The organism is Streptacidiphilus sp. BW17 (assembly GCF_041262485.1).
Lineage (GTDB): Bacteria > Actinomycetota > Actinomycetes > Streptomycetales > Streptomycetaceae > Streptacidiphilus.
Map to the genome: position 1 here is coordinate 465,930 of NZ_JBGCCR010000001.1, position 13,752 is coordinate 479,681.

A 13,752-nucleotide genomic window follows, 5' to 3' on the forward strand; every position below is an offset into this window, starting at 1 on the left:
GGGCGGGACTACCCTGGCTCGGGTGCGACTCGACTGTGTGGGGAAGCGGTACGGGCTGCGCGGGCCCTGGGTGGTCCGTGACGTCGGGGTGGAGCTGCCCGAAGGGGCCCTGATCCGGGCCGTCGGCGGCAACGGCAGTGGGAAGTCGACGCTGCTGCGGATCGTCGTGGGCGCCTCGCGGCCCACGCGGGGGCAGGTGGTCGACGCGCCCGAGCGCCGCGCCTACGTACCGGAGCGGTTCGCCCCGGAACTGCCCTTCACCGCGCGCGGCTATCTGGAACACGTGGGACGCCTGCACGGCCTGCGTGGTCCCGAACCAGCCCGTCGGGCTTCGGAGTTGCTGGAGCGCCTCGGTGCGGCAGGCTTCGCCGACCGGCCCGTCGGGGAGCTGTCGAAGGGCAGTTGCCAGAAGGTCGCGGTCGCGCAGGCGTTCCTCGGCGCCCCCGGGCTGCTGGTGCTGGACGAGGCGTGGACGGGCCTGGACCAGGCCGCGCGGGCGACCCTGGACACGCTGGTCGAGGAGCAGTCGGCCCGCGGCACGACGGTGGTCTTCGTAGACCATGACCCGGCCCGGCTGGCCGGACGGGCGGACGCCTGCTGGACCTTCACCGACGGCCGGGTGGTCGAGGAGCGCCTCGGGCGGACGCGTCAGCGGCAGGTCCGGATCACCGTGCGCGGTCGTGCGGCGGGCGCGAAGGGCCTGACCGAGCTCCGCGGCGTCCAGGAGGCGCGGGAACGCGAGGCCGGACACGACGTCGGGGCTGTCGTGGTGACGGTGGACCAGGACGCGTCCGACGAGGTGCTGCGGTCGCTGCTCGGCGAAGCGGACGTCCATGTCGAGGAGGTGCGGCCGGTATGAGCGCCGTGCTGCCGCTGCTGCGGTACCAAATCTCCTTCCTGCTCCGCTCGCAGCGCTGGCTGCCGCCGGTGCTGCTCTACGCGTTCCTGCTCGCCGCCGGGTGGTTCGGCGGGCAGCAGTACGGCGACTCGCTCGGCTGGTGCGCCGGCATGCTGGTGCCGACCTGCGGCTGGCTGACCCGGACCACGCTCGCCGTGGAGCCCGGCTCCGCACGCGCGGTGGCAGCCGCCGCCACGACCGGGGGCATGCGGACGGTGCGGGCGACGGGGCTCGCGGTCGCGCTCGGGGGCGGGCTGGTGCTGGGCGCACTGGGCGGGCTCTTCGAGGTGGCGACCAGCTCCGCGCCGACGGGACCTCATGCGTCGCTCGCGTCGATCGTCGCGCACGGACTGGTCGCAGTGCTGGTCGGCGTGCTGGCCGGGACGGCCGTGGGCGCGCTGCCCATCCCGGGCCGCGCGGCGGGCACGCTGACGCTGACCGCGACCTCGCTGCTGCTCCTGGTCCTCCCGGCCTCGCCGGTCAACGCCGCGATCCGACAGACCTTCACCTCCGACCGCGCCTACGCCGCCGCCTCCCTGCCGTGGCTCCCCTTGCTCGGGTCGCTCGTCCTGCTCGCCCTCTGTTCGCTGCTCGCCGTACGCGAGGAGTAGGCGCAAGGCGTCCTCCACGGAAACTCCCACGGCAATGGCAATCGACCCGCAATCGCCACGCCAACGGAAAGGCCAACGTCAACTCGCGGCCAAACACTCACTCTCTGAGGTGACGGGCAGCGGAGGGATTGCGCCGCGAATGAGGTGGTATCGGCCGGTCTGACGGGTAGGCAGAAAACTCGTCCACGAAATATCCGGCCGAATGTCCTCCGGACATCTGCGGATACCGCCGTTTCTGTCCCGACGTAGCCACCCCGATCAGGGGTGGTGCACCTCCGGTTGGGGGTAGCGCAACCTGTGAGTCATAGGCGAGCATCATCGACACCTGTTGCGGTCCTGGCGATGCCGCGTCGCGCGGGACCCGGGGGTCGGGGGGACTGTTCAGTCATGCCCAGCCGCGCCCTTTCTGCGGGTTCTCCGCGTGTGCGCTCCGACAGACGACCGCACGGCCGATGCCTTCCGTCCGTCAGTCCGTGTGCGCTCGCGCACATATGAGCATGAGGAGAACCATGGGTCGCTCCCTCGCCCGTTCCCGCTCCGTCAAGGCTGCGGCCACGGTGACCGCAGGCGCCGCGGCGCTGCTCGCCTTCTCGGCCGGCGCCCCGGCGACCGCCACCGCCTCCGCGGCGCCCGCCGCGCTGCCCGCCCCCGTGCCGGCGAGCGCCGGGCACGCCATGGCCGCAGGCATGCACTCGGTGCTGCCGACCAGCCAGTGCCTCACCCAGATGAAGATCCGCTGCTACACGCCGCTCCAGTACCAGAAGGCGTACAACCTGGCCCCGCTCTACAAGAGCGGTGTCACGGGCAAGGGCCGCACGATCGTGATCGTCGACTCCTTCGGGTCGCCGACCATCCAGAGCGACCTGAACACCTTCGACAAGCAGTTCGGTCTGCCCAACACCCACGTCAACGTGGTCCGCTGGGGCAACGTACCGAAGTTCAACAACACCGACCCGACGCAGCTCGGTTGGGCCGGTGAGACCACCCTCGACGTCGAGTACGCGCACTCGATCGCGCCCGGCGCCCGGATCGTCCTGATCGAGACCGGCGTCGCCGAGACCGAGGGCACCACCGGCTTCCCGCAGATGATCGCCGCCGAGAAGTACGCGGTCGACCACAACTGGGGCGACGTCATCTCCCAGAGCTTCGGCGCGACCGAGCAGACCTTCCCGGGCTACGGCAAGGGCGGCACCCAGTCGGTGCAGCAGCTGCGCTACGCCTACGCCGACGCGTACTGGAAGCACGTCACCGTGCTCGCCGCCGCCGGTGACAACGGCGCGACCGACTCGGAGGCGTCCGGCAGCGCCATGTACCCGTACAAGGTGGACTCCTGGCCGTCCACCGACCCGCTGGTCACCTCGGTCGGCGGCACCCAGCTGACCCTGAACGACCAGGGCGTCCGCACCGCTCCCGACCAGGTCTGGAACGACGGTTACGGCGCGGGTGGTGGCGGCGTCTCCGGCATCTTCGCCCGTCCCGGCTACCAGCAGGCAGTTGCCGGCGTCACCGGCGCCCACCGCGGCACCCCGGACATCTCGATGACCGCCGCGGTCAACGGCGCCGCCTGGGTCTACTCCACCTTCGACTCCAACCCGAAGAACAACGGCTGGGGCCTGGTGGGCGGCACCAGCGAGGCCACCCCGATCTTCTCCGGCATAGTCGCGCTCGCCGACCAGAAGGCGGGCCACCGCATCGGCTTCCTCAACAACAAGCTGTACGCGCTGGCCGAGCACGACGCGACCGGCCACGGCATCGTGGACGTGACCAAGGGAAACAACTCGTTCGGGGGCGTCACCGGCTACAACGCCGCCAAGGGCTACGACCTGGCCTCCGGCTGGGGCACCATCAACGGCACGCTCTTCGTGGACGCGCTCGCTCGTCGGTGAACCGCTGGTCGGTGAACCGCACCGTGCAGTACCTGATGTGACGCACAGTCAGGAAGATCCGCTGCACCGCTGAACTGACGGGGCGCGAGGGTGAGACGGTACCCCTCGCGCCCTGTCGCTTTTTCTCCCGCTTTTCTCCTGCTTTTCCTGTGGTGACTTCCTTGGAACGGCCGGTCAGCCCAGCTGGTCGCCGAAGCCGGTCCGCCACGACGTCCGCACGGGACGCCAGCCACGGCTGCGCGCCAAGGCGTTGGACGCACCGCGTTCCCACGGCGCGGGCTCGGGCACGGCGGTGGAAGCCGGCGCCGTGTCGACGCCGAGGGCGGAGGCCAGCACCGGAAGCCACTGCGCCGCAGTCGCGGGCTCGTCGTCGACGATGTTGACCTCTCCGGCGGGCCAGTCCAGGGCCGCGATCACCGCCGTCGCCGCGTCGTCCACATGGACGAAGGAGCTCACGCCCGCACTCGCGGTCAGCGACCCGAGGAAGGGCCCGGTCGGGTCGCCCGCCAGCGCGGCGGCGACGGGACCGCCGGGCGCGTACCAGGTGCCGGGTCCGTAGAAGAGGCCGTTGCGCAGCACGACCGCATCCGGCAGCTCGGCCGCGATCCGTTCCAGTTCGGCGACCGCGCCCACCATGCCGCCGCGCGGCAGCGGCGCGTCCAGGTCCAGCGGCACGCTCTCGTCCGCCGGGCCCTCCCCGCCGGCGTAGGCCCAGCAGATCGACTGGGCCACGATCCGGGTGACCCCGGCGGCCTTCGCCGCGTCGACCAGATTGCGTGTGCCCTCGCGACGCAGTCGGCTGTTGGCCGCGCCGTCGGCGCCGGAGAGGTCGGTCAGCTGATGCAGCACCGCGTCCGGCGCGGCGGCGACCACGACGTCCCGCAGCGCCGCGGCGTCCATGACGTCCACCCGTACCGCCTGGACGGCGTCCGTGCCGATCGCCCGCAGCCGGGCCACGCCCTCCTCGCTGCGCGAGGTGCCCACCACCTGGTGTCCCGCGTCCAGCAGCAGCGGCACCAGCCGCCGTCCCAGCGCACCAGTCGCCCCTGCAAGAAACACACGCACGGTCTTGCCCCCCCGATCATCCGCCGACGAACATCGATCATGCCGAGCCTAGAGCCCGACGGGCCCGACGGGCCTGAGGGGCCTGAGGGGCCCGCCCGGCCTGCCGCGCCTCCGGAGCGAAAGCGGGCACGGCACGCAGACTGGTCGGGAGCGGTGCGCGCGATCGGACGAAGGGACGGATCTCCGGATGGGAGCGATCGTCAACTGGCTGAGCGGTCTGTCCGGCCCGCTGGTCTACGCGGTGGTCGGCGCCCTGGTCTTCTTCGAGGACGCGCTCTTCGTCGGCTTCGTTCTGCCCGGCGAGACGGCCGTGGTCCTGGCCGGCGTGCTGGCGAACCAGGGGCACGTCTCGCTCTGGGGTGTGATGTCGGTGGTGGTCTTCGCGGCGATCGTGGGCGACAGTGTCGGGTACGCGATCGGCAACCACTTCGGCGACCGAATCCTCGACGTCAAACCGCTGCGCAGGCACCAGGAGAACCTCGGCAAGGCCAAGGCCATGATGCGCGACCGTGGCGCCGCTGCCGTCTTCTTCGGGCGGTTCATCGCCTTCTTCCGGGCGGTGATGCCCGCTCTGGCGGGGATCTCGCACATGCCCTACCGCAAGTTCCTGCTGTTCAACGCGCTGGGCGGGCTGGTCTGGGGCGTCGGCTACACGCTGCTCGGCTACTTCGCCGGGCAGGCGTACAAGCGGGTCGAGGCGCAGGCGGGGAAGTGGGTGGCGATCGCGATCGCGGTGATCGTGGTGGCCGTGATCGGGGTCTTCGCCTGGCGTCGCCACCGCCGCGAGCGCGACGGCTGAGACCGCCGCGCGACTATGGTGGATAGCTGAGGGGGGACGCCCTCCGGAGGTCAGCATGGCCACTCGGCACCACTACCACCTCGACATCGACGGCCACTCCGTCTCGCTCGACCTGCGCACCGGTTACACCTGGCGCACCGAGGACATCCTTCTCCTGGTCGACGGCAAGGAGGTCGGCTACCACCACCAGCGCGGCCCCGGCACCACCGTCCTGGAGGCGGAGCTGGCCGGCGAACCGCCGACGCCGATCAGCGTCCGGATCGACCACCCGCACCACGGCGGCCACCACGCGCACACGCCCATCTGCACCCTGCTGATGGAAGGCCTTCGGCTGCCGATGCCGGAGAGCGTGCCCGCCTGATCCGGGGACCGCCCGGCAGCCTCGCCCAGGGGTGTCAACAACCCGTCAAGAACACATGTCCGACCGTCAAAAGGGCGTCAGGATGTGCCCTGCCGTGTGCCGCCCCGCAGGAGAGTGAGGCCCGAGGTCGAGAGGCCGAATCGGGAAGAAGGCTCAGGCGGGGATGACTACGGTCGGGGAACGGGCTCCGGAGGCCGCATCGGTCGGCGCGGCAAGCGCCGGAGGATCGGGGGAAGCAGGGGGGACGCGGGCGTCGGGGGGCTCCGCAGCGCCCGCAGGGCCGGGCCGAGCCGTCCGGCCGTCCCGGCGCGGGCCCGGCGGCAGGCCGCTGACGGTCCCGGCGCGCCTGCGCTGGGCCACGGCGGGCTGCGCGACGCTGGCTGTGCTGCTCGGAGCGGTGCTGCTGGGGTCGGTCTCCGGCGCGGCGAGCACCTGGAGCGACATCACCGGCCACGAGGCCCCGCAGGTCACCGACGCGGGCGGGCTCTACCAGGCGCTGACCGACATGGACGGCCAGGCGGCCAACCAGCTGGCGTTCGGCAGCACCGCGCAGCTGTCCAAGAACCTCGCCACCGCCCGCACCCTCTACACCCAGGACCGGGTCGTCGCCGACCACGACCTGCAGGCCGCCACCCTCGACGCGGCGGGCAACGCGGCCGCGCAGAAGGCGCTCGGCCAGGTCCTCGACAACCTGGGCAGCTACCAGGACCTGGCGGCCCGCGCGCTGGAGCTCAACACGAACGCCGGCTCCCCGGCCGGCCACCCGGACCCGGCGGCGCTCACCGAGTACCGCCAGGCCACCGACCTGATGCGGACTCAGCTGCTGCCCGCGGCCGAGAGCCTGATCCAGGCCAACGACACCGCGTTCGAGCAGAGTTACCGTGCCGAGAGCTCCGCGCTCGGCACGGCCGGACTGTGGCTGGTGCTGCTCGGCGGAGCGCTGCTGCTGGCCATGGTGGCCACCCAGATCTGGCTGACCCGCAGCTTCCGCCGGGTCCTCAGCCCGGCGATGACGGCGGCGACGGTACTGACCGCGGTGCTGCTCGGCCTGGCCGGCTCGCTCTTCTCCACCGAGCGGAACGACCTGACCACCGCCCGCATCTCCGCGTACGACTCGGTCGTCGCCCTCACCCACGCCCGCGCGGTCATCTACGACTCCAACGCCGACGAGAGCCGCTACCTCTTGGACGCCGGCCGGGCCGCGCAGTACCAGCAGGCCTTCCAGCAGGACTCCGACGACATAGCCGACGTCGACAACGCCGGGATGTTCCAGTACGACGCGGCGCTGGCCTCGGCGATCAGCGCGTACCAGCAGAACCACGCGAACGTCGGGTTCACCGGGTACTACGGCGACGAGTTCCGCAACATCACCTTCCCGGGGGAGCGGGCGGCGGCGGAGAAGACGCTGCTGGCGTACCAGGCGTACGAACGCGACGACCGCAAGATCCGCGCGCTGGTCCAGGCGGGCCACCTGGAGCAGGCCATCGCCTACTGCACGAGCCTCGCGCCCGGCGGCTCGAACGCGGACTTCAACGCCCATGACGCCGCGCTGCAGGCGTTGATCGGGATCAACGAGAGCGCGTACGAGTCCGTGTCGAAGTCCGGCGCGGACAGCGCGGGCGCCGACGAGTGGATCCTCGTCGGCGGGATGGCCGTGGTGGTCCTGCTGCTGGGCGCGGGCGCTTGGCCCCGGCTCAAGGAATTCCGTTGAGGTCGTCTGCTGTTGGTCACCCGTTCGTCTTCCCCCGGCTGCGCTTACTGGACCCGCCTGTTTGAGTGGCTTGGGGGAACGGGGCATGCGCTCAGAGGAGACACGCGGTGGCGGGTCAGGGAGGGTTCCCGTCGAACGGGGGTGAGCCGGGGTCCGGGTCGTGGTGGCGGGTGGGGAACCGTTGGGTGGACTTGGTCGTCGCCGCTGCGATCGTCGCCCTGCTCTACGGGCTGCTGCGTCTCGCGCCCGGTCTCAACGCGCCGTTCCTGCCGAGCACCGCGCCGACGCAGGTGTCCACCGATCCGGCGAACCTCCCCTACTACGCGGTCCGTTCGCTGCTCCGGATGTTCGTCGCGCTGATCCTCTCGGTGCTCTTCACCTTCGTCTACGCCACCGCCGCAGCGCGGATGCGCCGGATCGAGAAGGTGCTGCTGCCGATCCTGGACATCCTCCAGTCCGTTCCCGTCCTGGGCTTCCTCTCGGTCACCGTCACCGCGTTCATCAACCTCTTCCCGGGCTCCGAGCTCGGCCTCGAATGCGCGTCGATCTTCGCGATCTTCACCGCGATGGCCTGGAACATGACCTTCGCCTTCTACTACGCCCTCGTCTCCCAGCCCCGCGAGCTCGACGAAGCGGCGCGCGTCATGCGGCTGACCAAGTGGCAGCGGTTCTGGCGGCTGGACGTGCCGTCCGGGATGATCCCGCTGATCTGGAACGGGATGATGAGCTTCGGCGGCGCCTGGTTCTTCCTCGCCGCGTCCGAGTCGATCAGCGTGCTCAACCACCGGTACGCGCTGCCCGGCATCGGCTCCTACGCCGCCGCCGCGATCGCCGACGGGAACCTGAGCCAGGTCGGCATCGCCATCGCCGTCATGGTCGTGATGGTGATCGGCGTCAACACGTTCTTCTGGCGGCCGATGACCGCCTGGTCGGAGCGGTTCCGGGTGGAGGAGTCGGGCGCGGCCGAGCGGCCCCGCAGCCTCATGCTGGACCTGCTGCGGCGCAGCAGCGTGCCGCGGCTGATCGGGACGCCGCTCAGGCCCGTCGGCCGGGCGCTCGACCGGGCCGCCCGCCCCTTCGGTCTGGCCGAGCACCCGCTGGCGCGGCCCGCCGTCCGCGAGCGGACCGGTGACGTCTTCTTCGCGGGCGCGGTCACCGTGCTGTCCGCCTGGGGTGCCTGGCAGGCGCTCAGCTACGTCCACTCGACGATCGGGCTCGGGGAGTTCTGGCACGCGTTCTTGCTGGGCGCGGCGACCTTCAGCCGTGTCGTCGTGCTGCTCGTGTTCGCGACGGTGATCTGGGTGCCGGTCGGGGTGTGGATCGGGATGAACCCCAAGGTCATCCGGTTCGCCCAGCCGGTCGTGCAGGTGCTGGCCAGCTTCCCGGCGAACTTCATCTTCCCCTTCGCGACCGCCGCGTTCGTGGCCCTCGGGATCTCGCTCAACATCGGGTCGATCCTGCTGATGGCGCTGGGTGCGCAGTGGTACATCCTCTTCAACGTGATCGCCGGGGCGTCCGCGATCCCGTCCGACCTGCGCGAGGCGATGACCGGCTTCGGGGTGCACGGTTGGCTGCGCTGGAGCAGGTTCATCCTGCCGGCGATCTTCCCCTACTACGTCACCGGCGGGATCACCGCCGCAGGCGGGGCGTGGAACGCGTCGATCGTCGCCGAGGTCGTCAGCTACGGCAACCACCACCTGGAGGCCACCGGCCTCGGCGCGTACATCGCCCAGGCGACGGGGGACGGCGAGTTCCCCAAGATCCTGGTGGGTATCTGCGTGATGAGCATCTACGTCGTCGGCGTGAACCGACTGTTCTGGCGGCGTATGTACCGCCTGGCCGAGACCCGCTACGCCCTGTGAGAGCTGGAGGAGGAGAGAAGCGATGACCACCACCGGGCCGCGAACCGTCATCGTGGAGGCGGAGGACGTCACCAAGACCTTCACCACGCCCGACGGCCGTGCCCTCCCGGTGCTGGAGAGCGTCGGGCTGACCCTGGTCGAGGGCGAGATCGTGGCGCTGCTCGGCAAGTCCGGCTCCGGCAAGTCGACGCTGCTGCGCTGCCTGGCCGGGCTGATCGCGCCGTCGCAGGGGACGGTCCGCTACCGGGGCGAGCTGCTCAACGGGGCCAATCCGGGCGTGGCCATGGTCTTCCAGTCCTTCGCGCTGCTGCCGTGGCTGACCGTGCAGCAGAACGTCGAGCTCAGCCTGCAGGCGCGCGGCGTCCCCGACGAGGAACGGGCCGAGCGGGCGCTCAAGGCGATCGACCTGATCGGCCTGGACGGCTTCGAGGGCGCGTACCCGAAGGAACTCAGCGGCGGCATGCGCCAGCGTGTCGGCTTCGCCCGCGCGCTGGTGGTCGAGCCGGACGCGCTCTTCATGGACGAGCCCTTCTCCGCGCTGGACGTGCTGACGGCGGAGAACCTGCGTGGTGAGCTGGTCGGCCTGTGGGAGGGACGCGAGGCGCCGGTCAAGTCGATCCTGATCGTCACCCACAACATCGAGGAGGCGGTGCTGCTCGCCGACCGCATCCTGGTGCTCTCCTCCAACCCCGGCCGGATCAAGGCCGAGCTCCACGTCAACCTGGCGCGTCCGCGCGACCGGCAGACCGACGGGTTCGAGGAGCTGGTCGACACCGTCTACGGCATCCTCACCGGCCGGGACGAACCCCCGTCCGCGCCGTCCGCGCCCGAGCGCCCGGCCCCCACGCCGACGCCGGTCACCGTCCCGCTGCCGGACGTCAGCGTCGGCGGGATGGCCGGTCTGCTGGAGATCCTGATCGCCCGCGGCGGCGAGGACGGCCTGGCCGAGATCGCCGACGAGCTGAGCTTCGAGGTCGACGACCTGCTCCCGCTGGTCGACGCGGTGACGATGCTCGGCCTGGCCCGCACCAGCGGCCCGCGCATCGCGGTCACCGACGCGGGCCGTGAGTTCACCGCGGCGGACATCCTCACCAGCAAGCAGCTCTTCGCGCGCTACGCGGAGGAGCACGCACCGCTGGTCCGCACCATCGTCACGGCCCTCACCCGCACCGAGGACCACACCCTGCGGGAGGGGTTCTTCCTCGACCTGCTCCGCAGCGGCTTCTCCGACGAGGAGGCGCGCAGCCAGCTGGAGACGGCGATCGACTGGGGCCGTTACGGCGAGCTCTACGAGTACGACCGCGACGACGGCCGCTTCACGCTGGAAGCGGCCGAGGTCCGGGGCTGACCGGCATCCGGCCGGTGTGGCTGCCGCGCCTCAGAGCGCCAGGGCGACGCCGCGACCGCGGTCGCGGCGGTAGATCCCCAGGCGGGTGAGGACGCCCGGGTGGGCCGGGGCGGTGAAGACCTCGTCGTGCGCACCGGTGGCGGTCGCGGCCACGGCGTCGGCCAAGCTCTCGGCGCGGACGGCGACCGGTGTGACCGTGATCGGGAGCTGCTCGTCGGCGGGGGTCTCGACCGTCAGGGTCTGGGCGACGACGTCGTCCAGCTTGGCGCAGGCGCGAAGCTCCCACTCGTGGGCCAGCTCCGGGCAGGGGCGCGTGCGGTAGAGGTGCTCGCCGCCCGCCGGGGACCAGGCGAGGACCGGGACCAGGACCGCCTGCTGCCGACGGGCCTCCGCGGCGGCGCGGCGCAGCTGCGCGCGTCCCTTGGCGGAGTCGCGGACACCGACGATGACGCGTGCGGTCACTGCTGCGGTGGCGGTCTCGGACATGGCGTATCGGTTCTTTCCGTGAATCGCAGGCCCTGGCGGCCTGTCTGCCTTCACATTACCTGCTCCATAGCGCTCCTTGCATAATTTTTGACGGGATCCATGCGCTTTTCGCCTAAGGATCGACGGACGTAACAGTCGAGTCGGTCGAAGGTCACGAAGCGGACGCCTCGGCGTAAAGAAGCCGTATGGGAAGTACGGACGGCCGCAAGGGAGGCATTAAGGCTCCCTGACGCCGCACATACGTGCGCTTACCTGGGTCGGGTCGCCGCGTCATCCGTCCGGCGGAACAGATCTCGCGTCAGTAGGTGCATCCACATGTCCGACGTGCTCTTCGTAGGGCTGACGGTCGCGGTGTTCGTGATCCTCGCCCTGATCGTCAAGGGGGTCGAGCGGCTGTGAACGCCGACAACATCATCGGGCTGGTCGTGTCGATCGCCCTTATCGCCTACCTTGTCGCGGCCCTGATCCGTCCGGAGAAGTTCTAACCGATGAACCCGACCCTCGCCGGCTTCCTGCAAGCCCTCGCGCTCGTCGCCGCACTGGCTCTCTCCTACCGGCCGCTCGGCGACTACCTGGCCTACGTGCTCACCACTCGCAAGCATCTGCGGATCGAGCGCGGCATCTACAAACTGATCGGCGTCGACGGCGACGCGGAGCAGACCTGGGCGTCCTATCTGCGCTCGGTGCTCGCGTTCTCCGCCGTCTCCGTCCTCTTCCTCTACGCGTTCCAGCGGCTGCAGGAGCACCTGTGGCTCTCGCTGGGCTTCCCGGCGGTCTCGCCGGCGATGGCGTGGAACACCGCGATCTCCTTCGTCACCAACACCAACTGGCAGTCGTACTCGGGTGAGTCGACCATGGGCCACCTGGTGCAGATGGGCGGCCTCGCGGTCCAGAACTTCCTCTCGGCCGCCGTCGGCATCGCCGTCGTCGCCGCGCTGATCCGGGGCTTCACCCGCGAGAAGTCGGACGTGCTGGGCAACTTCTGGGTCGACCTGACCCGCATCGTGCTCCGCGTGCTGCTGCCGATCTCGGTCGTCTTCGCGATCGTGCTGGTCGCGAGCGGTGTGGTGGAGAACCTGCACGCCGCGCAGATCGTCCACACGCTGAGCGGTACCGCGCAGTCGATCCCGGGCGGTCCGGTGGCCTCGCAGGAGGCCATCAAGGAGCTGGGCACCAACGGCGGCGGCTTCTACAACGCCAACTCGGCCCACCCGTTCGAGAACCCGAACCCGTTCAGCAACCTGGTGGAGATCTACCTCCTGCTGGTGATCTCGTTCGCGCTGTGCCGCACCTTCGGCACGATGGTGAAGTCGCAGAAGCAGGGCTACGCGATCGTCTCGGTCATGGGCCTGTACTGGGCCGCGTCCGCCGCGCTGATCACGTTCTTCGAGAACCAGCACTCGGGCATCGCCGCCCACATCGCCGGTGCGGCGATGGAGGGCAAGGAAGTCCGCTTCGGCATCCCGGGCAGCTCGCTGTTCGCCGCTTCGACCACGCTGACCTCGACCGGTGCGGTCAACGCCGCCCACGACTCGCTGACGCCGCTCGGTGGTGGCGTGACGATCCTGAACATGATGTTCGGTGAGATCGCGCCCGGCGGTACCGGCTCGGGCCTCTACGGCATCCTGGTGCTGGCGATCGTGACGGTCTTCGTCGCGGGTCTGATGGTCGGCCGCACGCCGGAGTACCTGGGCAAGAAGCTCGGCGCCCGCGAGATGAAGTTCGCCTCGCTCTACATCCTGGCGACCCCGGCCATCGTGCTGGTCGGCACCGGCGTGGCGATGTCGCTGAAGGCCGGTCACGGCGGCGGTATGAACAACACCGGCCCGCACGGCTTCTCCGAGGTCCTCTACGCGTTCACCTCGGCCGCCAACAACAACGGCTCGGCCTTCGCCGGACTGACCGTCACCAGCACGCACTGGCAGGAGGCCCTGGGCCTCGCCATGGTCTTCGGCCGGTTCCTGCCGATGGTGTTCGTGCTGGCGCTCGCCGGTTCGCTGGCCAAGCAGCAGCACGTGCCGGAGTCGACCGGCACCCTCAAGACCCACAGCCCGCTCTTCGTCGGCATGTTGTCCGGCGTGATCCTGATCGTCGTCGGGCTCACCTACTTCCCGGCCCTGGCGCTCGGGCCGCTCGCGGAAGGCCTCCACTGATGTCCACACCCACTACCCAGGAAGAGATCCAGCCGACGGCTGTGGCCGACGCGGCAGCCGCGCCGGTCGCGGAGACCGAACGCCGCATCGGCGGGGGCCTGCTTGACCCCAAGCAGCTGCTCAAGTCGTTCCCGGACGCGTGCAAGAAGCTCGACCCGCGGGTGATGTTCAAGAACCCGGTCATGTTCGTGGTCGAGGTGGGCTCGGTGCTCACCACGCTGTCCGCGATCGAGAAGCCCAGCGTCTTCGCCTGGGTGATCACCGTCTGGCTCTGGCTGACCGTCGTCTTCGCCAACCTGGCCGAGGCCGTCGCCGAGGGCCGTGGCAAGGCGCAGGCCGACACCCTGCGCAAGACCAAGACCGACACCGTCGCCCGCCGCGTCGTCGGCGACTGGACGCCGGGCACGCCCGCGTCCAAGGTGCGCGAGGAGGAGGTCGCGGCCACCGAGCTGCGCCTCGGCGACCACGTGCTGGTCGAGGCCGGTCAGGTCATTCCCGGTGACGGTGACGTGGTCGAGGGTGTCGCCTCGGTGGACGAGTCGGCGATCACGGGTGAGTCGGCTCCGGTCATC

At 70.5% G+C, this 13,752-nt stretch carries 12 protein-coding genes and 1 pseudogene; 11 read left to right on the forward strand and 2 right to left on the reverse strand.

Annotated elements, in window-relative coordinates; translation table 11 throughout:
- Positions 1-22: 22 nt before the first annotated feature.
- From ABH940_RS02060 to ABH940_RS02070, 3 genes are all read left to right on the forward strand, one after another.
- Entirely contained in the window at positions 23-859 is an 837-nt protein-coding gene (locus tag ABH940_RS02060) for an ATP-binding cassette domain-containing protein (protein ID WP_370072711.1), read from the forward strand.
- Entirely contained in the window at positions 856-1,509 is a 654-nt protein-coding gene (locus ABH940_RS02065; protein ID WP_370072712.1) for a hypothetical protein, read from the forward strand. The genes ABH940_RS02060 and ABH940_RS02065 overlap by 4 nt, the downstream gene beginning before the upstream one ends.
- A 509-nt stretch (positions 1,510-2,018) precedes the next feature.
- A complete protein-coding gene (locus ABH940_RS02070; RefSeq protein ID WP_370072714.1) occupies positions 2,019-3,395 on the forward strand; it encodes a S8 family serine peptidase in 1,377 nt (458 codons plus the stop codon).
- 174 nt (positions 3,396-3,569) lie between these two features.
- Here the strand turns inward: ABH940_RS02070 and ABH940_RS02075 are convergent, their stop codons facing one another.
- Positions 3,570-4,460 (reverse strand): NAD-dependent epimerase/dehydratase family protein, encoded by an 891-nt coding sequence (locus ABH940_RS02075; protein ID WP_370072715.1) that lies wholly within the window; start codon positions 4,458-4,460, stop codon positions 3,570-3,572.
- A 187-nt stretch (positions 4,461-4,647) separates the two neighbouring features.
- Between ABH940_RS02075 and ABH940_RS02080 the strand changes: the two genes are divergently transcribed.
- The 5 genes from ABH940_RS02080 (at position 4,648) to ABH940_RS02100 (ending at position 10,541) form a co-directional block, all read left to right on the forward strand.
- Positions 4,648-5,259, forward strand: a complete 612-nt coding sequence (locus tag ABH940_RS02080; protein WP_370072716.1) for a DedA family protein — start codon at positions 4,648-4,650, stop codon at positions 5,257-5,259.
- A 55-nt stretch (positions 5,260-5,314) separates the two neighbouring features.
- Positions 5,315-5,620: a hypothetical protein gene (locus ABH940_RS02085; protein WP_370072718.1), complete on the forward strand. Its 306-nt coding sequence runs from the start codon at positions 5,315-5,317 to the stop codon at positions 5,618-5,620.
- A 163-nt stretch (positions 5,621-5,783) separates the two neighbouring features.
- A complete protein-coding gene (locus tag ABH940_RS02090) occupies positions 5,784-7,331 on the forward strand; it encodes a hypothetical protein (RefSeq protein WP_370072719.1) in 1,548 nt (515 codons plus the stop codon).
- 185 nt (positions 7,332-7,516) lie between these two features.
- Positions 7,517-9,193: an ABC transporter permease gene (locus tag ABH940_RS02095; protein ID WP_370072720.1), complete on the forward strand. Its 1,677-nt coding sequence runs from the start codon at positions 7,517-7,519 to the stop codon at positions 9,191-9,193.
- Positions 9,194-9,215: 22 nt separating this feature from the next.
- The gene (locus tag ABH940_RS02100; protein ID WP_370072721.1) at positions 9,216-10,541 is read left to right on the forward strand and encodes a nitrate/sulfonate/bicarbonate ABC transporter ATP-binding protein; all 1,326 of its coding nucleotides are present in this window, start codon (positions 9,216-9,218) and stop codon (positions 10,539-10,541) included.
- A gap of 30 nt (positions 10,542-10,571) precedes the next feature.
- On the opposite strand, the gene ABH940_RS02105 is transcribed toward ABH940_RS02100, so the two are convergent.
- Positions 10,572-11,027 carry a hypothetical protein gene (locus ABH940_RS02105; RefSeq protein WP_370072723.1) on the reverse strand — a complete coding sequence of 152 codons (456 nt, stop codon included), beginning with the start codon at positions 11,025-11,027 and terminating at the stop codon, positions 10,572-10,574.
- Between the two features lie 395 nt (positions 11,028-11,422).
- Between ABH940_RS02105 and kdpF the strand changes: the two genes are divergently transcribed.
- The 3 genes and pseudogenes from kdpF to ABH940_RS02120 all read left to right on the forward strand — a co-directional run.
- Positions 11,423-11,512 carry a K(+)-transporting ATPase subunit F gene (kdpF, locus tag ABH940_RS02110; protein ID WP_370072724.1) on the forward strand — a complete coding sequence of 30 codons (90 nt, stop codon included), beginning with the start codon at positions 11,423-11,425 and terminating at the stop codon, positions 11,510-11,512.
- 3 nt (positions 11,513-11,515) lie between these two features.
- A complete protein-coding gene (gene kdpA / locus ABH940_RS02115) occupies positions 11,516-13,180 on the forward strand; it encodes a potassium-transporting ATPase subunit KdpA (protein WP_370072725.1) in 1,665 nt (554 codons plus the stop codon).
- A pseudogene (locus ABH940_RS02120) lies at positions 13,180-13,752 on the forward strand (potassium-transporting ATPase subunit B); the annotation flags it as partial. The gene kdpA and the pseudogene ABH940_RS02120, both read left to right, overlap by 1 nt.

What these genes read in the sequence shown, in the direction of transcription:
- ABH940_RS02065 (WP_370072712.1), top strand. Translation starts at nt 856, where the DNA reads ATGAGCGCCGTGCTGCCGCTGCTGCGGTACCAAATCTCCTTCCTGCTC.
- ABH940_RS02070 (WP_370072714.1), top strand. Translation starts at nt 2,019, where the DNA reads ATGGGTCGCTCCCTCGCCCGTTCCCGCTCCGTCAAGGCTGCGGCCACG.
- ABH940_RS02080 (WP_370072716.1), top strand. Translation starts at nt 4,648, where the DNA reads ATGGGAGCGATCGTCAACTGGCTGAGCGGTCTGTCCGGCCCGCTGGTC.
- ABH940_RS02085 (WP_370072718.1), top strand. Translation starts at nt 5,315, where the DNA reads ATGGCCACTCGGCACCACTACCACCTCGACATCGACGGCCACTCCGTC.
- ABH940_RS02090 (WP_370072719.1), top strand. Translation starts at nt 5,784, where the DNA reads ATGACTACGGTCGGGGAACGGGCTCCGGAGGCCGCATCGGTCGGCGCG.
- ABH940_RS02100 (WP_370072721.1), top strand. Translation starts at nt 9,216, where the DNA reads ATGACCACCACCGGGCCGCGAACCGTCATCGTGGAGGCGGAGGACGTC.
- ABH940_RS02105 (WP_370072723.1), bottom strand. Translation starts at nt 11,027, where the DNA reads ATGTCCGAGACCGCCACCGCAGCAGTGACCGCACGCGTCATCGTCGGT.
- kdpA (WP_370072725.1), top strand. Translation starts at nt 11,516, where the DNA reads ATGAACCCGACCCTCGCCGGCTTCCTGCAAGCCCTCGCGCTCGTCGCC.